We start from the raw sequence: 26,683 nt of genomic DNA on the forward strand, positions 1-26,683 counted from the left end.
GATAAAATATATCTGTCGCTTCCTTCTTTACTGACAGCTTACCTTGCCAGCCGCCAAAATATTCGTCATGCCATCGGTATAACTTGATAAAAATGGTGTTTTACCGCCTTTACCTGCAGATGCAACTAAGTAATCACGTAAATCCGAGCCAGCAGTAAATTTATTTGCAGCAAAACTTTGTTGTGAATCCGCATGGTATTGACCCAACATATCTAAATCATTGCCGACTTGAGTATCGAGTGATGCCGAATTACCGGTTAATTCACATTGTCCGTTTGCTTCTACTACAACTGAATTTTTCACCGTTAAGTGACCTTCTTTGACCGCAGCATCAAATAGATTGGTTTGCCAATCGGCTAAATCGTCACCCTTTGAGTTATTCACATTGTTGATGACTAAGTTGTCTTCAAACAGGGCACTGCCGCCGACACGCACACTTAAAATATCTTTGCGGTAGCCATAAAACACATTGTTAAATAAGTGCGTTTGACCACGGCGTAATAAAGGCACACGGCGCAAGGTATTAAATTTACTGTCACCGAAATAGCTATCCGTAGTGACAAATAAGTTGTTATGAATGCTGGTGGTGATTTGTGAGTTGATTGTGCGGCTGTCGCTTGAACCATGTAAAGACGCGCGCTTTACATTGATTAACTTGTTGAATGACACTGAAATATTGTAAGCGCCCACTTTCACGTCAAAGGCAGAATCACCTGTATTATCGAAAGTATTTTGGTGGATCCAAATATCGTGTGATTCGCCGGTTGAACGTATCATATCCGGATCTAAGTCGTGATCTTCAGTGTGGCCAACGCCAACAAAATAGTTGTTGGTAATAATCACGCTATTGGCAGTTGTTGTTGCAACACCACTGCTATCACCGCCAATTGCGAAACCGTTAAAGACAAATTTAGCATTCGCACCACGGCCATCAATTGTTGTATTGCTGGATATTTTGTAATTGCGAATGGGTAAGTTGCTGTCGTTCAGTTTTGTATTGAAAAAATGTTCTAAACAATTAGCATCTGCTACACCGTTTTGACTACACCAAGCAATTGGATCTTTACAGGTAGCTTCATCAGCAGCTAAATGAGTTTGCACTGCCGTTTGACTACAATATGGGCGGTACATCATCAATTGTTGTTCAGTGGCGAAGTCATTTTTATCAAACACTATCCAATGATAGTCGTCGCTAGAAATTGCATTAAGCAGCTGCTGCTCTGCATCTTGTTTAGTGATCACAACTAATTTACTGCCGCCTGTTGGGTTGTAACCACCCAAGGCATTTTCACCAAAACCTATAGGTTTGCCGAGTGAGGTCGCTAAACATTCAACAATTTCTTGGTCGGTTTGCAATGATGATTCACGCCAATTAACCGCTGGGTTATTAACTAAATCAGCACAAGTGGCATCAGGGTAAGTCACTGCAACTTGGTTGCCTGAGCCTGCTGTATTGTTGCTATTGCTATCACTATCACCACTGCCAGGATTTGCACTTGTATCTGTGCCAGTGCTTGAATCTGTATTTGCTGAGCTATCCGCTTGATAATACACTTCAAACTCAGCGATTTGTGGCGTCGCTGATGCTGAAATTATTTCAAAATTTAGTTTCGATGATGAAATAACATCAAACAGAATCGCACCATTAATACCTGTACCAGAGGCTAATACTGAGCCTGTATCATTGTCGGTTAGTTGCCAGTCTTGAATCGTGCCTTCACTGCCGCTTGCTTCAATAATAACCACAGTATTCATTTGCCCTGAAAGGCCTTTAACTGAGATGCGACCACTGGTGCCACTTGGTGACCAGTAGCTAGACAAATCGCCATCTTTAACATTGCCATAGCTGCTGCCGCTGGCTTTTGAGCTACCGTCAGCCCCACCAGATAAAGATAAATTAACACCGCTGACATCAGTGCCGCCATTCGAACCCGAATCGCCACCTGAGTCACCACCCGAATCTGTTCCGCCGTTTGAACCTGAATCTGAGCCAGAGTCTGTGCCACCTGCAGTATTATCACCTATGCCAGTTACATGAGTTACACCACAGCTGCCATCAGAAACTGCTAAGCCTTTGTTGGCACCAGCTGTCGCTAAGATTAAATCTTTTACACAAGTTGCATCGTCTAACGCATAGTCGTAAGCAATATCTATGCTAGTGGTTGATACTGGGTTAGGGCCTGCTGGATAACTTTTATCCCCTTGTGCCGACCAAGTAACAGTATCTGCCCAAATATTGCCGCTGACGTCCCAATACCCTAAATCATTGGTATAAAACGTACCTAGTGGGTTTTTAGCGTTTTCAAAAACGTTATTTTCCGCTTTCATTTTGCCGCCGATACGCGGATTCATCCCAGATTCATTCAGGCCATCGTAATAGTTGTTATAAGCATGCGCGGTTGCATGGCGTAGCAATGGCGTACGTGAATCTAGGTTTAAATAATAGTTATGATGGAAAGTCACTGGGCCATTATTGTTGTCGCCGTCGGTCGAACCAACTAAACCACCACGGCCTGAGTTCATTAAAATGCTGTACGACAAAGTTACATATTTAGAATTGGCTTTCATATCAAACAAAGCATCAAAACCTTCGTTTTCACCGCCGCTTGCTTCTAAGGTGACATGGTCAACCCAAATGTTAGATACGTCTGATTCCATACCAATTGCATCACCGCCGTTTGAGGTAACTGAACCTGATTTTTTTACGTTCTTAATATGGATATTTTGAATAATGATATTCGATGCTTTGCGAATATGAATGCCTATTTGATCGAATAATGCGCCGCTACCAACACCAATAATACTGATATTGCTAATTTCTTTTAGTTCAATTACGTCTTCGGCTGTATTACAGCTGTCACCCGATACTCGGCTGGTATTGGCATGATTAATTGTACCTTCAACTTCGATAATAATAGGTGTATCGCTTGAAGCACGGGTACATAAAGCAGTATGTAATTCTGTACCTGTTGATACTTTTACAACCTGACCGCCTTCACCACCCGTAGTACCACCATTTAAGGTTGCAAAACCAGTTACACCATAGTCTGTGGTGCCAGTGTTATCGCCGCCACCAGTGTTATCGCCACCACCAGTGTTATCACCGCCACCAGTGTTATCGCCACCACCAGTGTTGTCGCCGCCACCTGTGTTATCGCCACCACCAGTGTTATCACCGCCACCAGTGTTATCACCGCCACCAGTGTTATCACCGCCGCCAGTGTTATCACCGCCGCCAGTGTTGTCGCCACCCGGTTGTTCGACAGAGGTATCTGTATCAACTTCTGAGCCAGAGCATGCTGCTAACAAGCCAACTGAGATGGCAAATAGCGCATTTAAATAAAATTTATTCATGTATTTAAGCATCCTAAATGGATAGTTTTTCAGCTATCTAGTTTTGTGTGTTTGGGTGTTTTTTTGCCCAATATAGCAAATGCTACCGGTAGCATATCACGATGATGTAGAAAAGATGTATCTTTTTTGTAAGCAAAAACGCAAAATAATTTGTTTGTTTATTAATCAGAATTAATTCAAATAGTGGCAAATATTACTTTATGCATGTTAAGCTGTTGATAATGTTGCTACCGGTGGCAGTGTTTGTCTATTAAAACAAATATCGGTTAGTGAATTCAAACCATTCTCACAGTGCCAAAGTTGGCAGATTAATTGGAGGCAAAGATGAAAATTGCATTAATGAACGAATTTAGCCAAGCGGCGAAAAACCCAATTGTATTAGAACAACTAAACTCAGTTGCAGCAGGTTTAGGCCACGAAGTGTTTAACGTAGGTATGGATGGTGACAACGACCACAGATTAACCTACATACATTTAGGTATTATCGCTGGTTTATTAATTAACTCTAAAGCGGTTGATTTTATTGTGGCTGGTTGTGGTACGGGTCAAGGCGCTTTGATGTCGTTAAATGCACACCCAGGTGTTACTTGTGGTTATTGTATCGACCCGTCTGATGCGTATTTATTTGCACAAATCAACAATGGCAATGCTTTGTCTTTACCTTTCGCTAAAGGTTTTGGCTGGGGTGCAGAGTTAAACATTCGTTATATCTTCGAAAAAGCATTTACTGGCGTAAAAGGCCAAGGTTATCCACCAGAGCGCAAAGCTTCACAGGTTGAAAATGCAGGTATTTTAAATGATGTAAAAACGGCTATGTCGAAAGACTTTTTAGCAGGTTTAAAATTGCTTGATCCTGAATTGATTAAACAAGCTGTTGGTGGCGCACGTTTCCAGGAGTGTTTCTTCGCAAACTGCCAAGAGCCGGAAATTGCAGAATTTGTTAAAGGTTTTGTTGCGTAATTAGCGACCAAAATCGAGCACCGTCGGGAAGATAATGTATTGAGTGCAAAAGCGCTGCGAGTCCATCCATGGAGCGCTCTCACAAAATGTCCTATTTTGTGAAGTTTTGCCCTCAACACATTATCTTCCCTCCTCATCATTTCATCTCGCAGCGTTTTTGCGCACAATTCCTCACCTTGCTTTATTCCCCACAACCACCAATCCAGAACCTTCGAATCCAGACCCAGACGAACGACCCAATGGCCAAACATAATGCCATTTTATTCTCTACTAAAGTGATTAGTGGTGATTGAATGTGATTGTAAATGTGTTGACTGCGTGATTTTACGTGACTATTATGAGCGATGTTGTAAACAAATTATTAAGACATTCGCCAGAATTAGTAACAAATTTCATGTGTAAATATTTTATCTTTATTTGTTTAATGTGTAGCTCAGCCTTAGCTGAACTGCGTCCATTACCCAAAAATACACCTTCTTCTGCGTTAGCCCGTCAAGCTAGCCATCATATTGATACGCTGAATATTCACGACCCAGCGGTATTAGCTGATCCTGTTTCGAAAAAATATTATGTCTACGATAGCTTTCACTATGGCAGCGAATACGAAACATTAGAATCAACCACAGGCCGCGCCGGTGTAGAAGCTTATTGGAGTGACGATTTAGTCACTTGGCATGGCCCTAAACTTGTATATGAAGTTGAACAAGACAGTTGGGCGCAAAGCGAACACGCACCTTGGGCGCCCGAAGTTGCTTATTATCAAGGAAAATATTATTTATTTGCGACGCTGCACAATTATCAAACCGTCTTAAAAAAACACAGTTTCAGACCAGATCACATTGCACGCGGCACACAAATTTTTGTTGCCGACTCACCACTTGGCCCATTCAAACGTTTCGCGAATAAGCCACATACACCAGCTGATGAAATGGCGTTGGATGGCACTCTGTATATTGAAGATGGCAAACCTTGGATGATTTATTGCCAAGAGTGGATCCAAACCTCTGACGGTTTATTTAAAGCGATTCAATTGACCGATGATTTATCAGCAACAGTTGGCGACCCTATTGTGATGTTCAGTGCGGCCGAAGTGCCATGGACAGCTAAAACAACTCATTTTAACGGTAAAAATATTCGAGCAACTGTGTCAGATGGCCCTTGGCCATATAAAAACTCAAAAGGGCAGTTGAGCTTGCTGTGGTCGAGTTGGAATCAAGATAAACATCAAGCTTATACAACCTCTATTGCTTATTCACAGTCCGGCAAATTAATCGGCCCTTGGTTGCATAGAAGCCAGCCATTAATCGCTGACGACAGAGGGCATGGCAATATTTTTAGCACTTTTGATGGGCAGTTGATGCTGTCGTTACATAGATATTTTAAGCAACCGCATACGCGTTTGCAGTTATTTGAAATTGAAGAAAATGGCAGTGATCTAATCATTAAACAGCAAGTGTTAGGTCATCAATAAATTCGCAAAACAAAAAATCGCGCTACAAGGATAAACATTATGCAAGTTACTAGACGACAAGTTTTTCAAATGACCGGAGCCGGATTAGGCATGGGTCTAGCAGCCAAAACTGGATTACTCGCCGCCAGTGCATCAACAGCAGGTAATGCCAAACCTTATGAAATGGGGCGTTTGTACCATGGTGTTGCTTATTACCCTGAGTTATGGCCAGAAGAAGATATAGATCGTGATATAGCTGAAATGAAGAAGCTCGGCATTAATGTTGCGCGTATGGCTGAGTTTGCTTGGTCAACTATGGAACCAGAAGAAGGCAAAATTGATTTAAGCTTATTCAAGAAAGCTATGGATAAGTTCCATGCTGCTGGCATTAATGTAGTGTTATGTACACCAACCGCTACGCCACCAATTTGGTTAATTCATGGTCATCCAGAGCGTTGTCACAAAAATGAAGATGGCGAAATTATGAGTCATGGTGCGCGCCAACACGCAAGTTACGAGCATCCAGCAGTGCGCAAAGCCTGTTTTAATATTATTCGTGCAATGACCAAAGAATTAGGCAAACACCCTGCGTTAATTGGCTGGCAAATTGATAATGAAATGAAAGCACACGTCGCGGAAGATTTCAGTGATGCTGCTATTGCCAATTGGCGTAAATGGTTAAAACAAAAATTTGGCCGTATCGAAAAACTCAACGAAGCTTGGGGCACACACATCTGGAGTCAGTACTATCATTCATTTGAGCAAGTGCCAGCGCCAGTGAAAACACCGTTTTTACATAACGCATCATTAATTACCGCGTATAAAATGTTCTGCCGTGAAAGTGTTGCAGACTTTATGAAAGCACAAAGTGACATTTTACGTGAGTATTCAGATGCGCCAGTTACCCACAACGACAACCCAGCGTTTAACATTCATCACGAACGTTCAATGCGCGCGCAAGATTTTGCATCGTACGACGCCTATCCAAATGACAAACAATGGGGCTCATTAGTATTTCGCTCAGATATGTATCGCGCAGCTATACCAGGTCGTCCATTTTGGTTAATGGAAACCAGTGTGTCGCACAATGGTTGGTTAGGTAACCATCAGCCGCCGCATCCACCAGGCTTTTTACAAGCGGAAGCTTCACTTGTGTATATCTTAGGTGGTGAAGCATTTTGCTACTGGTTGTGGCGTCAACAAAGAGTCGGTGCAGAAATGCCACACAGTGCAGTGATGAGTGCTTGGTTTGAACCAACAATTGGTTATAAAGAAGTTGAAAAAGTAGCGAAGTCTCGCGAGCAACTAGAGCCGTTTTTAGTTAACAGTAAATTAGAAGTACCACAAATTGCGGTAACCTATTCAGACCATGCGCGTGCAATGATAGAAACTGAAAACCTAGACAAACGTGAAGGTTTCCCAAGTCGCTATCGTGGTGTTATTGAAATGTGGCAAGCACAAGTGATGAACTTAGGTTATCACCGTGATGTTCGTTTCGAAAATGCCGAACTAGATGGTTTAAAACTATTAATCACCCCAGCTATGCCATATGTGAGTGAGACTTTTGCCGCACGTGTGCTTAAGTTTGTTGAAAACGGCGGCATTTGGATTGCAGGCCCAGTAACAGGTACACGAGGTAAAGAACACACAGTACCAACAGACGCTGGTTTAGGTTTGTTAGATAAACTAGCCGGAGTTAAAACCCGTTTTGTTGTGCCATTAACTAAAACCGGCGCGCAGGGCAGTGCATTAGGTTTAACCACAGAACTAAGCGGTTGGTGTGCGGCAATGCAAGCTAAACCTGGCACTAAAGTTATCGGTACCATAGATTCTGGTGTGGCTGAAGGTAACGCATTTATCACTGAGCGCAGCATTGGCAAAGGTAAAGTTGTAGTATTAGGTGCACAACCGCATGGTGACAATAGCCAAGACTTTATCAATAAAGTAATTGAACATTACGCAGCTGATGCCGGAGTTACGCAAAAATATCCAGTAACAGCTGGCACTATATTAGCTCCGCGCATTGATAAAGATGGCAATGCATTATGGGTGGTATTGAATATGGATGGCCAAGGTGGTGAAGTAACATTACCTGCAGGTTCAGTTGATGCTCAATCCGGTAAAAAACTACCAACTAAATTGTCGATTGATAAATACCAATGGCGTGTTATTAAACCAGCGAAAGCTTAATAGGTATCAATAGATGGAAAAAATAGCATTTGTGATGCAGCTAAATGAAGGCTGCGAAGCTGAATATGAAAAACGCCATGATGAAATATGGCCTGAACTAGTCAGCGAACTTAAAGCTGCCGGTATTGAAGACTATTCAATATTTTTACACCCACAAACACTACAATTATTTGCAGTGTTATGGCGCAAGCCAGATCATACTATGGACGACTTACCGGCAACCGCTGTTATGCAAAAATGGTGGGCGTACATGGGCGATATTATGCAAGCAAACCCAGATAATAGCCCAGTAGTGAAACCTTTAACTAAAGTGTTTCATATGGCCTAGGGTAAAACTCTAGCGCCATCTTCTGTATGTATTTTCATTGTCATGGACGACAATAATTTGCACTTTCCATCAATTTGTTGATAACTGCGTGAGAAATAATATTGGTAATGCCGGATATTATTTTCATCCGCTTCGGTAGGTCGCAGTTTATAAACATGCGAAATACCCATCACTGACCAAGTATTTTGCCCTTGGATAAAATGTTCGATTACTGAGGTGCGTTGCACTGGTGTTTCATAGTTGTTTGCGGATAAGCGTTCAAGCAAGCTATTTTTTGTTTCTGTCATGCTTTTAAGGTTGTGCACCCAAATAAAGTTATCTGCTAAAACTCGCTGTAAAAAGTTGCTATTGGCATCTTTAATCGCCAATTCAAAGTTGTTATCTAATGCCGATACTTGTTGCTGATTGTCACACTGAGCAGCAAAGCTTGCTGGCGATAACAGCATAAGCAAGAAGCTGAACATAAATAATCGAATTTTCATAATTTTATAGTTGATGTTTTATTGTACATCTACTCTAATTCAATAAATCAATTTCTCCAAATACGGAAATATGGCCATGAAAAATCAACCTATTGATCCACAATTGTATGCGTTGTACGACGAATATTGCCACTCGGCGATGAGCCGACGCGAATTTTTAAACAAAGCAGCGAAACTGACGATTGCCGGTGGCTCTGCAATTGTCATGGCACAAGCTTTATTACCCAACTACGCCCATGGCCATACAATTTCATTTACCGATAGTCGGATTAAACCGAGTTATGTTGAATACCCATCGGTTGGTGGTAACTCGGGTAAAATGCGTGGTTATTTGGTTGCGCCTGCTGGCGAAGGGCCATTTCCGGCGGTATTGGTTATTCACGAAAACCGTGGACTCAACCCCTATATTGAAGATGTTGCACGTGCATTAGCGGTTGACGGTTTTCTGGCCTTAGCACCGGATGGCTTGTATCCAGCTGGTGGATATCCCGGCAATGATGACGATGGCAAAATAATGCAGCGCGCATTAGATCAAGACAAGCTATTTAAAGACATGCTCAACAGTGCATACTTCTTAAAGAGCCATGCGTTGTCAACAGGTAAACTAGGTGCGACAGGTTTTTGTTTTGGTGGTGCTGTGGTTAATCGTTTAGCAACAGATATGGGCGCAGATTTATTGGCAGGTGTGCCCTATTATGGTCGAGCGGCTAAAACTGAAGATGTTGCGAACATCCAAGCTGAGTTAATGATCCAGTATGCTGAGCAAGATCCACGAGTTAATGCGATGCGCGCTGAATATGAACAAGCATTAACCCAGCATAAGAAAAAATTCGCTATGCATGTTTATCCAGATACCCAACATGGTTTTCATAACTTTTCGACGCCAAGGCATAACCAAACTCAAGCGGATATTGCTTGGCAGCGCACCATTAGCTTTTTTAAACGCACATTGGCAAAGTAGCTTGAGCATAAAATCAGCGCGGGTTAACCAATATAACCCGCGGTTTTTAACGCAAATACCCCAAGTGAAATACTCACAGTGCTCAACAATGTGGTAATAGCAATTACCTCAGCTGCAAGTTGAGCTCGATTGGTCATTTGTTTGGCCATTACATAACTGGCGGCGGCAGTGGGTGTACTCATATAAATAAACAATAAAGTGATCTGCTCCGCACTAAAACCAAACAAAATTGCACCGGCAACCGCAACGGCTGGCATTAAAACCAATTTAACTAAACAGGCGTACATAACCCACTGTTTATTTTCTTTTAAGCTCGCGAGCTGCAGGCTACCACCAATACAAATAAGCGCCAGTGGCAAACTTAAACTAGCAAAATAATTACCTGTTTGTTTAAGGGCGGAAAACAGCGGAATACCTAAAATTGACCAGATGGTTGCAATGCTAATCGACAGAATAAGTGGATTCATCAACAAACTTTTTAAGCGCGCCCAGCTAAAAGCTTTGCTGTCTGTTTGCAAAATAAACACAGCAACTATGTTGTAAACCAAGGTCATAAAGCCTAAATAAACCGCGGCTAACGCCAGTGCATCCGCATTATCTGTATAGATATTAAATATCAGCGCAAGGCCAACAATTCCCATATTGCCGCGATAACTCGACTGCACGAATACCGCAACTTTTTGTGCATCTTTGGAAAAGAACCGACAAAAAACTTGTAAAAACACCACAGTGCCAACTGTTACTGCCAAAGCATAACCTAAATAAACTAGGTTAAAATTTTCGACAATTGGCGCATCGGCAATTTTGACAAACAATAAGCAGGGTAGAGCGATATTAAAAACCAGCTTGTTGCCTATATCGGTAAAATGCTGGTCGATTATGCGTCGGCGTTTTAGCCAAATACCTAAACACAGCACCACAAGTACCGGCAAAGTGACGTTTAAAGTAAAAATTATATTGTGAAGAAAATCGGCCATATAACTGCTTGTTTAATTGAATATGAACTAGCTTTATAGTCGTTGGTTAGCTGCTAAAAATCAATGTTGGAGTTTGTATACGCTACATCAGTCTGTTTGATTACCAGCAGATCAAATGAGCAGATTTTTACGACTCACCTATACTTAGAAAATAATTTTAACTTTGGGGTGATTGCGTGCGCTTACTGATTATTTGCTTAATATTTGCAGCAATACCAGTGCGGTTATACGCGTGCATCACTTTACCTAAACAAGAACCAAATAAATTAGTACACAATCAATTCTTTATCTCTTTGTTGGAGCGCACGTTAGCCGTTACTGAGCCTGAATTTGGCCCGTGCAAAATCAATTATTCTACTCAAGATTTAACTCACAAACGTATAGATCATCTGCTCAAACAGGGCAGGGTCATTGACTTAACTTGGGCACCAGTCACTATTGAACGTCAGCAAGATTATCTAACCATCAACGAACCCTTGATTAAAGGGTTATTAGGCTTTCGCATTATGTTGGTTAAAGACAGTAATGTGAATTTGCTGCAAGGAGTCGATTCGTTAGAAAAACTCAAGCCGTTTCAATTTGGCTTGGGTTATGGCTGGCCAGATGTAGATATCTACCAAGCAAATGGTTTAACCGTTACTCAAGCCTCCACTTTTGAGCAATTATTTAAAATGTTAGCTGCGGGACGTTTTCCATTGTTTTCACGTGGTTTTAATGAAGTTTTACCCGAGCTACAGCTACATAAAAATAAACAACTGGCGATAGACCCGCATATAGTTCTGATTTATCCCTTGCCTGTGTATTTTTACGTTAACAAGAACAATCATATGTTGGCGAAAAGATTATCGACTGGCATAAAAATGCTGCGAGCTTCGGGAGAGTTCGACCATATCTTTTATCACGACCCAGATATTGTCACCAGCTTAAAAGCGCTCAATTTAGAGCGCCGCAATAAAATATTTTTATGTAATCCACATTTACCTAAAGACATCCCGTTCAACGATACTAGCTTGTGGCACTTTCCGTTAGAGAAAACCAGTTGCCAATAAAGAGTTATTAGCTGCGGGTGGTAATGGCAACTCGTTTAAGCCTAAAAGCAATCTCTTTAAATAACTCGGGTGTTTTGTTTAAATCAAAATTGCTCTGCGCATAATTTCGATACACTTTGCGATTCAGCGTTTCGGCAACAAAACTCACTTTACTAAATTGTTTATCTGTAAGCTCAGCTAAGTTGGTCGTAAACTTGTTGTAACCTTCCGAGCGCCAAATTTCTAACTCAGCTATTGGTACTTCAATGGTTAACCATTTATCAGCTTGTTCTGCACTTAAAGTTAAATTTAACGCGGCATGATAATTACCTGAGCTGTCATGCAATTGAATTTCTAGTACAAATTCGCCGTTATCCCACTCTTGGTATTGTGCTTGTGTTAACCCCGGAAAATGCTGCTGTATTTGCTGTTGGCTGGGAATACTCGATAGCTGGCTATCGTAATAAATTTCCACTACAAGCGTATCTAACTGAGCAAAAGTGATTGTTTGTTCGTTTAGCGCAAAAAAGCCATTCGAATGCTGTTGGTGCCAATCTGAATATTTTTTTATCAGCGTAAACTTGTAGTTGTTGCGCGAGATATCATAACTATTACTGCTGCGTTTAAGGCCAACCCACTCGTTAGACGCTGTATGGGTATGATTCCAAATATCACCATCTATTGGATTATTTTTATCTAACAGGTTAAGCGTCGATTTGCTTGTGGTACTTGTGCAACCGGTTACTAATACTAGCGCAGTTACACAAGTTATTATTGTTTTGATTATTTGCATGTATTGTCCGTTATTAAGTGTGTTTAGTATTTGCGTCTAGTGACTGTTTAAATGCTTGTGGATCATCTGGCGTGATCACAAAAGTTTTGCCACTTATAGTTAATACTACACTATTTTGTGCATTGGTCGCATAGGCTTGATATTTACCTAATACATCATTTTTAAAATGACCAACGGCCGCATATAGTTGGTCTATACCAAATAGGCGAATCGATCCCATCATAGCCTGTGGATTAACCTCCACTTGGCTGATATCACTCAGCGCATATTTACTGCTCCAGCCAAGGTGATGAATAAGTAAACATCCGTCTTTAATACTGTACCCCTTGACCGAAAAGAGTAAATACAAACCAATTAATAGCGGCAGTGAATAGACAAGTTTATGGGTAAATAACAACTCACTACCAACTAAAAATAGACAAACGACACAACTGCTGATTAATAAATTTTTACTCATAGGCGCAGAAAACTGCGTGCGCAAAGGCTGAGGTTTTAAATCTTGCAAACTGGTTTCAAACACAGCAGCCAGTGCAGTTAAAGATTCAGTTGAAGGTTCACCGCCGTTTTCTAACCTTTGAATTGTCCGCTCACTTAAACCACTTATTTCTGCTAATTGAGCCTGAGTCCAACCTTTTTGCTGGCGTAAATGTTTAATCGTTTGGTTAATTTGCATATCGTGTCCTATTTTTATCCAAGTTTAGATCAAATAATTTCGCTGGTTCAATTATTAATCTAAACAAGCAAAAAGTGACACGACAGCAAGGCGACACCAACAAATCAGAGATAAAATGTTAAGCAACTTTTGGTCAGTTATGTTTAAAGTTTTAGCACAAAACCTAACCTTATCGAACGCCCATAATAAGTATAGTTGGCTAGCTTGTCGTCCAATACATAATCTATTTCGGCTTGGTTTAATAAGTTGAAGGCTTCGAGATAAATTTCTGTTTTGGTATTTAATTGAGTCGATAGGCGAGTGGTTAACATTGAAAATGGCGCGCGATAACGCGCTGGTTGTTCGCTGGTGGCGCTTTCTAACAAAATTCTATCACTCCAATTGTAGCTGGTGGTTAAGTTAAACTTGCTCGACTCGTAATAAAATTCGGCACTAAAGCTATGCCGTGCAACGTCGGGCAATACACTCTTTTGCACAAAATCGTTAAATTTGTATTCGGCGTGCGAGCGCGCTACGGTAAAATTAGTGCTAAACCCCAAGCGGCTATCCGGCAAAAAATCCAAAGCAAATTGTTGTTGATAAGCGAATGACATGCCAAACACACGGGCTTTGCCGCCATTGGCGTTACTCGATAATTGGTAGTGAGTATTGTTGATGTTTAGTTTAGAAATTGCTGGTTGAATAAAGCTGTCGAGCCGTTTGTAAAACGCATTAGCGGCGATATAACCTGAGTGCTCTTGATACTTCTCTACTGCAAAATCGAATTGCCATGCCAATACAGGTTTTAAATACGGATTACCACCTTCAGCTGTTGGTGTATCTCCCGAATTTAACGTTAATCTAGGTGCAATGTCTTTTTCATCCGGTCGTTTAATTGCGCGTGAAAACGCACTACGTAAAATCCAATCATCCCCGAGTTTATACGCGATATTTAGAGCTGGCAGTGTGTGGGTATAATCTTGGTTAAACTGGATTGGTTGTGGCGCTAGTGGTGTATCATCTTGGGTGAAATAACCTTGGCTGGTTTGTTTGGTGTGAATTAAACGCACGCCTAAATTTGCCCACCAGTTGGAAAATTCTGCATTAAGTTGAAAATAAGCTGACAGTACAGAATCTTTAACTTGATAATGATTGAGTAAATCTAAATTGCTCACATTGTTTTGGTTATTTTGTTCGTTAGCAAATTGCTGCCAAAAGTAATTTTCATCTGGCACTAACCATTTTGTTGGTAGTTGTTGATTAAATTGGCTGAGAAAGTTTTGTTGTGAATAGGCAAAATGCTGTTGAGCAAAAGTTTCGCCATAAAACTCATCTTGGTAAATGTTATCAAAGCGCTGATAACGGCGTGCATGGTCAATAAACTGAATTCCGACTTCAGTGCTGTCTAACCAATTGAATAAATTAGTGTAGTTAGTTTGCAATTTTATGAGTTTAAGTTGATCTGTGGTTTCGATATCACGCCATTCTAAACGCCGACCGGGAAAAAGACTCGCATCGGTTAAATCTATATTGTGGTAGAGCAAACTAGGTTTGGCGCTGTGATAATTTTCCGGCAACTCAAAACTAAATTCCACTCCCTGTTTAATACGAAAACGTGTGCGTTTGATGGGCTCGTCCGTTGCACTGGCAGCGTTAGACAATCTAATTATTAATGCCGACTGCCAATTGCCGTTTAGCCAGTTTAAGCTATTGTCGAGCAGATAACTGGAATTAGCTAATTGTGTGCTTTCGTAACCAATTTGCACAGCTCCATTGTTGGTAGCGCCCGCAAGCAGTTTGTTGTCGACTATGCTTAGGTTTGCAAAATTCAGATCTTGCAACGAATAATCCGCGCTATAGGATGACTCGGTATAATCTACTTTTTGTTGCAGATGAATATAATTAACCATCCACTCTAGTTGCTCAGTTATTTGCCACTGCATAGATAAACTGGCCGCCTGATTTTGCCTTAGCTCATTCTCTAAGGTCGGGCGCATATTGCCAGCGTAGTAGAGTTTGTCACTTAACCAATCAAAAGTTAAAAAACGATCTTGGCGAATATGCTTTTGCGCTAAATTCACTATGGCGGTTATGCCAAAGGTGTTTTGTTCATTTAACCAAGTGTGTAACCAAGCTAAGTCATAGCCATTTTTATTCGCCAAGGTAGAGTGAGTAAGCGCAAGCTTAAGTTGGTTATGTCGAGACTGTCTGGCAGAATTGAGCGGTTGATGAGTTGTTATATTTACACTACCGCCAATTGCCCCTTCGTAGTCACTTGCCATAGCGGTTTTATTTATTTCGACCGATTGGGCGAGTTCAATCGGCATTAAATCGTAATGAAAACGGCTGCCATATTGTTCTGAAGTGCGTGAGTTTTCATTGGTTGCAACCGGCAAAGCATTTATCGTTAGTTGATTAAATTCGCTTGGCAGACCATTAATACTTAAAAATAACGCTTCGCCTCTGTCTCTTTCTACTGCAACGCCGGGTTTGCTATTTAATGCATCGGCTAAATTAACCGCGGGTAATTTGCCAAGGTTATCTGCATGCATTATGTCTTTTTGCTGATGGGCAAAAAACTTATCGGCCATAGCCTTGTTTAAACTATCGCTATAACGCGCAACTACTAATACCTCTTCAATTGTTGCTATTGCTTCTGCTGGGGTTGGAATCAAGTTTGCTGTTACAGGTTTGATGATAGGTTTAATCACCCAACCATTTGCCACTTGTTGCAGCTGCACTGCTTGCTCAGCCAATACAATAGACAAAGCACTAAATGGTGAAAAATCGCCATGCAAAGGTGGGCTGATAACTTGTTCAGCCCAAATAGGATCGTAAGCTAGAGTGATGTTACACTTGTTTGCAAGCAGTGGTAAAACATCCGCTAACGGTTGCGCTTCAAGCGCAAATTTTTCACTGCAGGTTTGTGTTAATTCCTGTTCTATTAATGGCGTTTTAGCATAACTCTGTGGTGCGGTTATGCTAAATAAAACCAAGAGAATACATACACGAAATTTAAGGTTTGCTAATTGCCAACTGACCATTTTGTTTATGCACTTTAAGTGGATATAAAGACTGCAACATAGCCAGTGTTTCTTCTCCGTTACTTAACTTAAAGCGTCCTGCTACTGCTAAATTGTTTAACTCTGCATCGAGTATGCTGATCGGCTGGTCGCGGTGGCGATTAAGTCGCTCAACCAAAAACTGTAAACTGTCGTTTTTCAGCTCAATCCAGCCTGAGCGCCAGTCGATCATTTGTGGCAAATTCACTTGTTCAATATCAGACAAGCGACCATTTTCAATGCGAATTGCTTCACCGGCGCGCAATAACACGGGTTGACTAGTAATGGATGCGCGCACTTCAATTGCGCCTTCGTGCACAACCACGTCTGTTACTTTTAACCCTTTATCAATATTAAACTCAGTGCCAACAGCAACTACGCTGGCATTGCCAACTTTTACTTCAAACGGACGTGATTTATCTTTCGCCACAGCAAAGTAGGTTGAACCTTGTTTGAGTTGGATGACACGTCGGCTATCTGACATACGCACAACTAAATTCGTTGCTGGGCCTGCGGCTAATTTACTACCGTCGGTTAATTGCAAATCTTGTTGTTGGTTATTGGCAACAGAGTAACTATAAACCTCTGCTGGGATAACTTGTGGCTGAATATTAAAATACTGCATTAGGCCAATACATAACACCAAAGCCAGCGCGGCAAACTGCCATTGTTTTTGTGGTAGCAAAACAAAACTAAACCATTTTTTACGCGCGGTTTGCTGATGTTTTTTTAGTGTTTGAGTCAAAGCATCGTCTTGCCAAGTAGCCAACATAGCTTCAAATACTTGTTGGTGCTGTGATGATTGCGCAAGCCATTTATCAAAGCGACGAGCGGTTACTTTATCTAATTCACCTGCTGACAAACGTTCTAGCCAATAAGCCGCTTGTTCGTATAAAGATTGTTCAGAGTTGTGGTCGTTGGAGTCAAAATTCAAAACGGATACCTGCTACTTATTGAAACTTGTCTAAATGCTTTTGCACATCAGCCATTGCACGCACCATATGTTTAGAAACGGCTTCTTCGGTGATGTGTAGGGCAAGGGCCGTTTGTTGGCGATCTAACCCTTTAAATCTGCGCATTACAAAAACTTTACGGCGAAGTTCAGGCATTTGGCCAATAACAAGATCAAGTTGTTTGAGCTTTTGTTGATGTTGTAAGCGGGTTTCTGGGTTAGCACTTTGGCATTCAGCTTCTTCAAATTCTATATGCTGATTGTCACGTAAACTGGCGAGCAAGTTTTTGGCGATGCGAATAGCGTAAGCCAAAGGGTTATCTATTTGTTTCTGTTTCGCCTGTTCAATCACACGTAAAATAGATTCTTGATAAACTTCGGCAGCGTCATCGGCATTGTTGGTTTGGCTGTGTAAATAACGGCTGAAACTTTTGTCATTGACTAAACAGTGCTGAATATCTGTTAGTGGTTTTGTCGCTTTAGACATGCAAGTTACTCTTTATTGCTGTTCAGTTAGTTTATTTAATTAGTGTTACAGTAATTCTATTGGCGCTAGGCAAAAATAGCCCAGCGCCATTGCAGAACAAGGTGTTTAGATTGCCTGATTGTGCGCATGCTGGTAGTGCGGTCGCTGAAGTGACCAGGAAAGTTGTCAATGCAAGTGGTGAGGTGTTCACATAAAGCCCGAAGTTAGATTGTTTATTAAGAAGAGCTTTTGAAGTGGATTATTGGACAGGGAAATTAATTAAGGTTTTGTGACATGGGGCTACAAGCGTGAGTAGTCGTTAAAGTTATACATGGCAAACTAAGAACAGATCATCAGTACCACCACATATAACTATTTAGAGCTCGACTATATCTTGTCGCATTCCGACACTTTTACCACAGCTTCTGTAATGTATTTGTTTGCTTTGTCGAAGTAGCTGTATCCAACGTCGACATTGTTTTCTACGAAAAATTTCATGTCTGGGGAAGTACACACAAAGCCACTGACTTGTTCAAGTATTGCTTTGTGAAATTGCTCCGCATCTAGGTCAGTAACGCTATAATTTATCATGGTGTATTTATATACAAACTTATTAGCTGCATAATAACTGCCATCTAATCGCGTTGCGCTGTCAACCATTTGAGGTGCTGTTTTGTTAACTTCGTTGACAGTTGCCCTTAAAACTTGTTCTAGTGTTGGTTCACCGGTTGATTTACAACCAGAAACAAAACCAATAACTAAAACCGGTAATAAAAATTTTTTCATAAATATTTCCTATATCACCTATGTAAGGGAAACTCCTATGCTGAATATTTATATATAAGAAGTTTACCCTCTAACCGACTAGGCATTAGACGATAACTCGTGAATAATGGCAAGCGTAAGTTGCTGAGCCAAATATTTAGGGACTATGGGACATCTCAATGCCCCACCTCTACAAATACTGGATTTGCATAAAACCATAAATCTGCCCATGGGTTTTCACCTTTAGGGTCAATTTGTGGTTCAAGTTCGTCGGCTTGGTTGGTGCCTCTTAGCCGTAAATAAAACGACTGTTGAATGTTGGTTATTTGATATAGCATGGTTAGCCATTCACCTGATTGCTGCCAATCGCTGGTGGTAAATCTTTTTATTACTTGTGTGCTTGGGTTGTGGTGGTTGTTAGCATCTTGGTTGCGCCCAGTAATATTACCCTTAATTAAATCAATTCGTGTTACTTGTGGGTTTTCAGCATTTGCATTGTTGCTGCTGGGGTCGCGCACGCGGATTTTGATGCTGATGTTTTCGCCTTGGTGAATATGCAAGGTTTGGCCGATGGAAACACTGTGTTGCTTAGCTGCTACACTAAATTCAAGCTGGTTGATTAAATCGCCAGTGGTGACAAATATTCGACCTGCACGTAAATTATCAATAATGCTCTGGTAGTTTTTTTCAGCATACACATAAGTTTTAGAATATTCTCCCGGCCAAAAGTCGGTGCCACCTTCAGTGTAATGCACATGGCTGTCGGAATTGGCGGTTATCCACCATTTGCGTCCTTCGGCTAACATGCTGTCCCAAAATCCACCTAATTCAGCTGTCATTTGGTCAAAACCACCCATGGTTGGGTGTTGTTTGTATCCACCTCTAATTCCGGTTTTTTTAATTTCACCGTTAAATAACAGCGCGTTTGCTTGGTGGCCGGGTGCACCTTCCATCCCTATCGCCACTTGCGGTGCTGTATCATTCCATGCGCGTAATTCTTGTGGGGTAACTTTAGTATAAACGCCAAGCTCAGTGGCGGTTCGGCCTGGGTGGTTTGCAAATACCAAAGGTTGTGGCGATTGTTGTTGCATGGCTTTTAGTGCTTGCAACATTAATTCTTCGGTATCGCGTTCAGGCTGGTCAGGATAAATTTCGCGGCGGTTAAATTGTTTTTCTATTTGATATAAATGTTCAGCTTCGTTATGCGAATGCGGCACAATTAAACTGCTGTGGCGTGCACCTGGCGTGTCGAACTCCATGCCATAAAATTGAATTACTTCGGGTACAGCTTGGCGGCTATCGAGTAAATCTGGGTAAGCTTGCTCTTTGTTTATTTTACTGTGGTCTGGCCCACCATGATCGGTTATTACCATCCAATCTAGCCCATATTGTTTGGCCTTTTGTGCATTTTCAATTGCTGTGTAGCGAGCATCTCCGCCTAATATTGGTGTGGCAGGTGTAGTGGAATGATCCCAACGCATGCTGTATTGGCTATGAATATGATGATCACCTGCTAGCCATTGTTTATTGGTAATTTCTTCTTGATGAGTGTGGTGCTTGTGTTGGCAAGCGAGCAATGCGGGTAAAACGGCTATCGCGCTAATGAATAACTTTTTTTGCATATTTTATTATCTTAAGTTGGCCTCTCAACTATATGAGAGGCGCATTTTTCGAATTTATCTTTACGGCTTAAAATTGAACCGTGACACCAGCCATAATAGTGCGACCACTGGTTGTGGTGTTGTACGCTCTATCGTGCGAATCGCTATATAATTCTTCGCGCTCGTCGGTTAGGTTTATCCCTTCTAAGTTAAACTTAAGTCTTTCATTTACTTGGTAGAAAGCTGAGAAATCAACATAAGTCGTTGCGTGATAGCCACTTTCGTCTTGATCGCCCGACGATGACGCACTAGCAATATATGGGCTGCGGTAAGCTGCTGAGATACGTGCACCCCAGTTATCTACTTCGTAATAGGCGGTTAAGTTGTAGCTATTTTTCGATAAGCCAGTAAAAGCTTTTTCTTGGTCGTTGCCTTCTTCACCATATATATTGCGGTACAAAGCGTTGCCGTCGGCATAAGTGTAGTTAGCGATAACGCCTAGGTTATCAAATGGTGCTGGCAGAAAATCTAAATCGCGTGAGAAGGCTAATTCAATACCTTTAATTTTCGATGCATCTATGTTTTCTGGTCTGTCTAAATAGAAAGTGCTATCGACAGTTTTGTCAGCCGGTAATAACGACGCCGGTAAACCTAAACTTGAATAGACAACTTCTGTGGTGGTGCCAACAATAAAGTTATCTATGTCTTTATAAAAAGCTGCGGCAGAAATATAACCAACTTCGGCAAAATACCATTCAAATGCCGCGTCTATATTGGTTGAATCAAACGGCTCTAATTCTGGATTACCCATAGTTACGCTGGTAATAGCATCACCAGATGTTTGCGACACATTGACGTTGTAACTTACTGAGCCAAGTGACGGGCGTGTGATATTGCGGCTGGCAGCAAAACGCAGCAACATATCGTCGTTTAATTCATAAATTAAGTTTAATGTTGGTAGTACATCTGAATAGGTTCTTGATGTGTCTATATCAACTCCGTTTGACACACCCCAAGCGGTAATTTCAGTATCAAAATAACGTAAACCTGCATGGATACGTAGCGGATTGCCACCTAATTGGCTTTCCCATTGATAGGCTGCATATAGCGCGATAGTTTCTTCGCTGACAGGTGATTTGTCATTAAAGCTGATATTGCTGTTATCTAATTTGTAGTCGGTTAAATTATAAAAATTTAGCAGGGCAGGTAAGTCAGCCTGTAGCCAATTGGTGTCAGGGTGTTGGCTAAATACTTCAACTAAATCGTCAGTTAATGCTGTTTCACCTGCGTTGACTGGCGCACTGCTTTGCACGTTACTTTGTGATAGCTGATAAGCGCTGTTTTCAAACTTTTTATAATTAGCGCCGAAAGTTAATTCGCCAGTGTCGCCGGTTAAATAACGGAAATCGACTTTGGCCGTCTTAAACTCATTAGTGATGTAGTTTTCTTGTTGGTAGATGTCTTTTATTTCATAGCCGTCGATAGTGCTGGTATCAAAGTTTGGTGAATGGCTGATGCCATAAAATCTGTCTTGACTAAAGTCAGTGATAATATCGACTTTGCCTTTGGCATGAATATTCGATTTTTGCACTAAAGGTTGGTCGAAGTCAGCAGAACTAGCGCCCACTAAAACATGCATATTTAAGCTGTCGGTTAGTTGCCAATCAAGCGTTAAGTTTGCTTGATTGAAGCTTGATTCATTATAACGACGGCTGTTTTCATTGCGCCATGTGGCGTTTGCATAACTCGCATAAATCACTTCTTGTTGACCGTTATTGTCTAAAACTTGTATGTCTTTAAGTACTTTGTTGTCTTTAACTGCTGAGTGATGTTCGTCTTGATTGTTCTCGAGTTTAGCCTGCATTAAATCAAGCGTGATGTTTAAATCGTTATTTGGTTTGTATTGCAGCGCTGCGGTTAAACCTAAACGTTTTTGTTGATTGTTCCACAGTGAAAATCTATGCCCACGAGGAAACCAAAGTTCGCCAGAATCTAATTGCGCTTGTAACTCGGTATTGTTGGCATCAGCGGCGGTTTTACCACCTTCTTTGCGCCAGCGAGTGGTGTTAGTACCAAACTCTGTGGTGTGGCGCTCGCTATAGGCAATAGAGATTAATCCACCAAAATCACCCCAAGTATTTGAGATTAAACCAGCAAAACGTGGATCAATTTCTTCGCTGTTATCGTTGTAACCACCGCGCAACGACACGGCACTTTTAAACCCCGAATAATCAAAAGGTTTAGCTGTGTGCAAACCAACTGTGCCACCGATACCTCCTTCTTCTTGGTCGGCTGAGTAGGTTTTGTTGATGTCTATTTGGTTAAATAACTCAGATGCAAATACGTTAAAGTCGAAACCACGAGTACGACTAACACTGCCTTTAGCGTCCATTGGCGATGCAGACGTACCCATGGCTTCCATACCGTTTACTTGTACGCGGGTGAAATCTGGCCCTAAGCCGCGTAATGAAATTTGCCGACCTTCGCCAGCTTCACGGGTAATGGTGACACCCGGCACTCTTTGCAGCGAATCTGCTAAGTTTAAGTCAGGAAAATCAGCTATATCCTCGGCTAAAATACTGTCGCGTGAGGTAATAGCTTCGCGTTTTAAATCTTTCGCTTTAACCAGTGAGCTGCGAAACGAGCTAACTTCTATTACTTCAATATCGTTTTGTTCGGAGGCTTGTTGGGCGATTGCTGGAGTTATCGACAACGCGCTTAAACTCGCAGCTATCGATAATCCGAGTGTGTGTTTTTTATATGCATTATTCATTTGTGCTCTTCCAATTAAGTTAAATCAACTACAGAGGAAGAGTGTTTGGTTGGCGTTATTGGACAGTTTTTTTTGTGAAAAATTTATGACATTTTGAGTGTGCGCACTTTACTCCAATCCCCACACTTTAAAATCTCTATATTGAAAGTGGGTCCATTTCATTTGTCTAAAACCAATTTTGCCGCCTTGGTGCGGCTGGTTTTGGTCTAGGTGATCAATCACTAATCTGTCATCTATATATAACTGGACAAAACCAGCGCGTTTAACCAAACGTATGTCGTGAACTTGGGTTGATTCAGTTTCAATGCCTTCAGCGCCTTGTTGTAGCAAGGTAAAGGTGTTGTTTTTACGCAAATTAGCATGGCCGCGGTTGGGGTTATGTGCGGCATTGGCGTAGTACGAAATATGGTAGCTGGTAATATCGCCTTCTGTGTATTGGGTAAAAGTTCCGTCGCGTTTAACTAAGTTTGGCGCAAAAATATCTTCTCCATTTACACCCGAGGCGGCAAAAAATACGATAACCAGCCCTGCATCGGTTTTTAAATTTTGTACTTGCCACTCGGCGATAAAACTATCTGGGAAATCTGCTGGGCACCAAAATACATGGTGCATTTGTTCGTTGGGCGAATGCATTTGCATCCAGCCATCTTTAAAGTCAATTTTGCCTGGACCTTCCATTTGCCAGTTGTTAACAGACTCAGCAGTGGCCATGCTAGATGAATATAACAGCTGTCCTTTTTTGATATTGTTATTGACTGTTGGTGCTGCAACATTGCTACAAGCGGTTAATAATCCGCTTAAAATTAGGCTTAGGCAGACAAACAATTGGTAACATAAACGCGGCATAACCTACTCCGATAAATATCAATAAGTGTCAAAATCAATCAAATGTGGTCATTGTAATTCAGTTGTGATATAAATTAAACGATATTTAAATAAATTGTTAAGTACCAAGCAGAGAAACCTATGGATCGTCGAGAATTTATTAAAAAAACCACAATAGCTGCATCTATTCCAATGGCGTTATCCGCCTGTAGCCAAACCGCTGCGTTAACCGGCACCAACATGGGCGAGCAAGTTAAAAAAATCTTCCGTCAGCCGGGTAAATTAAGTTGGTTAGATGGTGAACAAGCCAACTATAAACCAGGCACAACTTGGGGCAAAGCTTGGGCGCAAGGTGAATTAGCGGCCAAACAGAATTTAAAATTGGTTAATGAACAAGGTGAAAGTATTCCACTGCAATCGTGGACAACTGCATACTGGCCTGACGGCAGTGTTAAATGGACTGCCCATGCTGTGCCTGCAGGTGCGGCTTTAGGCAAACAATTTGTTGTTGAAAAAGGTACACCGGCAAAGCCATCACAAGCGGCGCAAGTAACTGACAAAGCCGATGCGGTTGAAGTTTCAACTGGTTTAATTCAGTGTCGTATACCAAAAAGTGGAAAATATATAGTGACCGACATGAAGCGCAACGGCAAAGTTATTGCTAAAAACGCCCATTTAGTTGGTTTAGTGCAAGATCAAGCAGATAACGAGCCAGAAGTACCAGCTAAGGTAGAAGCTTTTAGTTCACAAATAAACAAGGTTACGGTTGAACAAACTGGGCCTATTCGTGCTGTGGTTAAAGTGGAAGGCAAACACAAGCGCCAAGCGGGTGAACAATGGTTGCCGTTTAGTTTGCGTTTATATTTTTACGCTGGTGGCGAAAACATCAAAATTAGTCATTCATTTATTTATGATGGTGATGATCAAAAAGATTTTATTCGTGGTTTAGGTTTGCGTTTTAACGTAGTACAAAACGACGAGTTATATAACCGTCATGTACGTTTTGTTGGCGAGAATAACGGTTTATGGGGCGAGTCGCCACAAGGGATAACAGGATTAAGACGCGATCCGGGGCAGGCTGTTAAAGATGCACAAATTGCTGGTGTCGCAACCCCGCCATTATCTGAATGGGACGAACGTGTAAGCAGCCGTATGCACTGGATCCCAGTGTGGAACGATTTCACTTTATCGCAAATATCCGCCAATGGTTTTAGCATTAAAAAACGCACTAAAGCTGGCCACGCATGGATTGATGCCGACCAAGGCAAACGCGCTAACGGCAGTGCCTATTTAGGTGGTGTGTCGGGCGGCGTATTATTTGGTATGCGCGACTTTTGGCAATTGCACCCTGTACAAGTAGATATTCGCGATGCCGGCCAAGAGCTTGCGGAAGCAACCATTTGGTATTGGTCGCCAGAAGCACCAGCTATGGATGTGCGTTTTTATCACGACGGTATGGGTCAAGATACTTACGATAAACAGTTAGACGCCTTGAATATTACTTATGAAGATTACGAGCCTGGTTTTGGCTCGGCTTATGGGGTTGCACGCACTACTGATTTTACTTTGTCTATTTTAGATAAAACGCCAAGCCGCCAACAAACGGTTGATATGGCCGCTTTAATTGCGCAACCTGAGTTAGTTGTTGCTGCACCACAAGATTATTTAGCTGCCGGAGTATTTGGTGGTTTGTGGAGTTTACCGGATAGATCTACCCCAGAAAAACGAGCGATTGAAGACAGACTAGCTTGGACAACTCAATTCTATAAAAAACAAATTGATCAGCGCCACTGGTATGGATTTTGGAACTATGGTGATGTGATGCACACCTATGATGTTGATCGCCATGTATGGCGTTACGACATTGGTGGGTATGCGTGGGACAACTCAGAGTTATCACCGGATTTATGGTTGTGGTATTCATTTTTACGCACAGGTGATGCTGACACCTTCCGCATTGCGGAAAATATGACACGGCATAATCGCGACGTAGATATTTATCACGCAGGCCAATTTAAAGGTTTGGGCACAAGGCACAATGTTCAGCATTGGGGTTGTAGTGCTAAGCAGCTACGCATTAGTACCGCGGCTTATCGTCGTTTCCATTATTATTTAACCGCAGATGATCGCACCGCAGATATTTTGGATGAAGTGGTAAATGCTGACGAAGCCCTTGCTTCACTAAATGCAACGCGTAAAGTTGCACGCGTTAACCCAATTCCAGATAAAGCGAAAATGGGTGTAGGTACCGACTGGGGTTCAGTTGCGGCCAACTGGTTAACAGCATGGGAACGCACGGGTGATGATAAATACAAACAAAGATTAATTGAAGCTATGCAAACCATAGGTGGGCATCCGCAAGGTTTCTTCGCAGGTGCATTTGCATACGATGAAAAAGCTAAACAGTTAATTCCGTATCCAGATGAAGGACCAAGTTTGTCACATCTAAGTTCGGTATTTGGTTTAATTGAGGTGAATACTGAATTGAATCAATTATTAGATGTACCTAGTTATAAACAAGCTTGGTTAAAGTATGGTCGTTTGTATAGCGCCAGCCGTGATGAGCAAACTGCTGAGTTAGGTCGTTATTTTAGAAACAATAGCTTAACTGTCGCGCATTCACGTTTAACCGCTTATACAGCGCAACAAACCAATGATGCTGAGTTAGCTAAACGCGCATGGAAAGAGTTTGCCAAAGAGTGGGGCGGTGAGAAGAAAATTGGCACTGAAACCATCTCAGGCCCTATGGTGTTAAACCCTGTTGAAGAAGCCGCTTGGGTTTCAACCAATGACGCTTCACAGTGGGGCTTAGCAGCCATTCAAAACTTAGCTTTGGTTGAAAAGCAATTGGGTAAGTAGGCTTGGTTTATTTGGGTCGGCTTGGTGCAATATAGTCGGCCCTGATTTACATTTCTAACGCAGACTCGCGGTGAATCCATCCGTGGACGCTCGCGACAAATCATCCAAGATTTGTACGGTCTGCTTTTAGAAATCTAAACCATGTCCTCTCAATGGAAGATGATGGGAGCACATAATTGCCGAACTTGGGTATTAGATGCTTTTA

19 protein-coding genes are annotated in these 26,683 nt (G+C 41.7%); 7 read left to right on the top strand and 12 right to left on the bottom strand.

Going from position 1 to position 26,683, the window contains the following annotated elements; translation table 11 throughout:
* Positions 1 to 27: 27 nt before the first annotated feature.
* Positions 28 to 3,354, bottom strand: coding sequence for a pectate lyase family protein (locus ACMZOO_RS10870; RefSeq protein ID WP_440903361.1), 3,327 nt, complete (start codon positions 3,352 to 3,354; stop codon positions 28 to 30).
* A 324-nt stretch (positions 3,355 to 3,678) separates the two neighbouring features.
* Between ACMZOO_RS10870 and ACMZOO_RS10875 the strand changes: the two genes are divergently transcribed.
* From ACMZOO_RS10875 to rhaM, 4 genes are all read left to right on the top strand, one after another.
* A complete protein-coding gene (locus tag ACMZOO_RS10875) occupies positions 3,679 to 4,314 on the top strand; it encodes an RpiB/LacA/LacB family sugar-phosphate isomerase (RefSeq protein WP_440903362.1) in 636 nt (211 codons plus the stop codon).
* A gap of 337 nt (positions 4,315 to 4,651) precedes the next feature.
* Positions 4,652 to 5,785, top strand: coding sequence for a glycoside hydrolase family 43 protein (locus ACMZOO_RS10880; RefSeq protein ID WP_440903363.1), 1,134 nt, complete (start codon positions 4,652 to 4,654; stop codon positions 5,783 to 5,785).
* Between the two features lie 39 nt (positions 5,786 to 5,824).
* The gene (locus tag ACMZOO_RS10885) at positions 5,825 to 7,954 is read left to right on the top strand and encodes a beta-galactosidase (RefSeq protein WP_440903364.1); all 2,130 of its coding nucleotides are present in this window, start codon (positions 5,825 to 5,827) and stop codon (positions 7,952 to 7,954) included.
* A 13-nt stretch (positions 7,955 to 7,967) separates the two neighbouring features.
* Positions 7,968 to 8,282: an L-rhamnose mutarotase gene (gene rhaM, locus ACMZOO_RS10890; protein WP_440903365.1), complete on the top strand. Its 315-nt coding sequence runs from the start codon at positions 7,968 to 7,970 to the stop codon at positions 8,280 to 8,282.
* Here the strand turns inward: rhaM and ACMZOO_RS10895 are convergent.
* On the bottom strand, positions 8,279 to 8,764 hold the full coding sequence (locus ACMZOO_RS10895; RefSeq protein WP_440903366.1) for a nuclear transport factor 2 family protein: 486 nt from the start codon (positions 8,762 to 8,764) through the stop codon (positions 8,279 to 8,281). The two genes, rhaM and ACMZOO_RS10895, sit on opposite strands and share 4 nt — an antisense overlap.
* A gap of 76 nt (positions 8,765 to 8,840) precedes the next feature.
* Here ACMZOO_RS10895 and ACMZOO_RS10900 point away from each other — a divergent pair, with 76 nt between their 5' ends.
* A complete protein-coding gene (locus tag ACMZOO_RS10900) occupies positions 8,841 to 9,725 on the top strand; it encodes a dienelactone hydrolase family protein (RefSeq protein WP_440903367.1) in 885 nt (294 codons plus the stop codon).
* A 23-nt stretch (positions 9,726 to 9,748) separates the two neighbouring features.
* Here ACMZOO_RS10900 and ACMZOO_RS10905 read toward each other — a convergent pair whose 3' ends face one another.
* Positions 9,749 to 10,702, bottom strand: coding sequence for an AEC family transporter (locus tag ACMZOO_RS10905; protein ID WP_440903368.1), 954 nt, complete (start codon positions 10,700 to 10,702; stop codon positions 9,749 to 9,751).
* 218 nt (positions 10,703 to 10,920) lie between these two features.
* On the opposite strand from ACMZOO_RS10905, the gene ACMZOO_RS10910 reads away from it, so the two are divergent.
* Positions 10,921 to 11,751 carry a hypothetical protein gene (locus tag ACMZOO_RS10910; RefSeq protein WP_440903369.1) on the top strand — a complete coding sequence of 277 codons (831 nt, stop codon included), beginning with the start codon at positions 10,921 to 10,923 and terminating at the stop codon, positions 11,749 to 11,751.
* 7 nt (positions 11,752 to 11,758) lie between these two features.
* Here ACMZOO_RS10910 and ACMZOO_RS10915 read toward each other — a convergent pair whose 3' ends face one another.
* From ACMZOO_RS10915 to ACMZOO_RS10955, 9 genes are all read right to left on the bottom strand, one after another.
* Complete coding sequence (locus tag ACMZOO_RS10915; RefSeq protein ID WP_440903370.1) at positions 11,759 to 12,523, bottom strand: hypothetical protein; 765 nt, start codon at positions 12,521 to 12,523, stop codon at positions 11,759 to 11,761.
* A 13-nt stretch (positions 12,524 to 12,536) separates the two neighbouring features.
* Positions 12,537 to 13,196 (bottom strand): helix-turn-helix domain-containing protein, encoded by a 660-nt coding sequence (locus ACMZOO_RS10920; protein WP_440903371.1) that lies wholly within the window; start codon positions 13,194 to 13,196, stop codon positions 12,537 to 12,539.
* A gap of 143 nt (positions 13,197 to 13,339) precedes the next feature.
* On the bottom strand, positions 13,340 to 16,219 hold the full coding sequence (locus ACMZOO_RS10925; RefSeq protein ID WP_440903372.1) for a TonB-dependent receptor: 2,880 nt from the start codon (positions 16,217 to 16,219) through the stop codon (positions 13,340 to 13,342).
* Positions 16,191 to 17,171: a FecR family protein gene (locus ACMZOO_RS10930; protein WP_440903373.1), complete on the bottom strand. Its 981-nt coding sequence runs from the start codon at positions 17,169 to 17,171 to the stop codon at positions 16,191 to 16,193. Before ACMZOO_RS10930 ends, ACMZOO_RS10925 begins: the two co-directional genes overlap by 29 nt.
* 16 nt (positions 17,172 to 17,187) lie before the next feature.
* A complete protein-coding gene (locus tag ACMZOO_RS10935; RefSeq protein WP_440903374.1) occupies positions 17,188 to 17,676 on the bottom strand; it encodes an RNA polymerase sigma factor in 489 nt (162 codons plus the stop codon).
* A gap of 366 nt (positions 17,677 to 18,042) precedes the next feature.
* On the bottom strand, positions 18,043 to 18,441 hold the full coding sequence (locus tag ACMZOO_RS10940; RefSeq protein ID WP_440903375.1) for a hypothetical protein: 399 nt from the start codon (positions 18,439 to 18,441) through the stop codon (positions 18,043 to 18,045).
* Between the two features lie 155 nt (positions 18,442 to 18,596).
* Positions 18,597 to 20,042: a phosphoesterase gene (locus ACMZOO_RS10945; RefSeq protein ID WP_440903376.1), complete on the bottom strand. Its 1,446-nt coding sequence runs from the start codon at positions 20,040 to 20,042 to the stop codon at positions 18,597 to 18,599.
* Between the two features lie 67 nt (positions 20,043 to 20,109).
* Positions 20,110 to 22,794, bottom strand: a complete 2,685-nt coding sequence (locus tag ACMZOO_RS10950; protein WP_440903377.1) for a TonB-dependent receptor — start codon at positions 22,792 to 22,794, stop codon at positions 20,110 to 20,112.
* 108 nt (positions 22,795 to 22,902) lie between these two features.
* Entirely contained in the window at positions 22,903 to 23,640 is a 738-nt protein-coding gene (locus tag ACMZOO_RS10955; RefSeq protein WP_440903378.1) for a DUF1961 family protein, read from the bottom strand.
* Positions 23,641 to 23,760: 120 nt separating this feature from the next.
* Here ACMZOO_RS10955 and ACMZOO_RS10960 point away from each other — a divergent pair, with 120 nt between their 5' ends.
* On the top strand, positions 23,761 to 26,478 hold the full coding sequence (locus ACMZOO_RS10960) for an exo-rhamnogalacturonan lyase family protein (RefSeq protein WP_440903379.1): 2,718 nt from the start codon (positions 23,761 to 23,763) through the stop codon (positions 26,476 to 26,478).
* The last annotated feature ends 205 nt before the right edge of the window (positions 26,479 to 26,683 follow it).

Source organism: Catenovulum sp. SX2, assembly GCF_052056295.1.
Classification (GTDB): Bacteria; Pseudomonadota; Gammaproteobacteria; order Enterobacterales; family Alteromonadaceae; genus Catenovulum.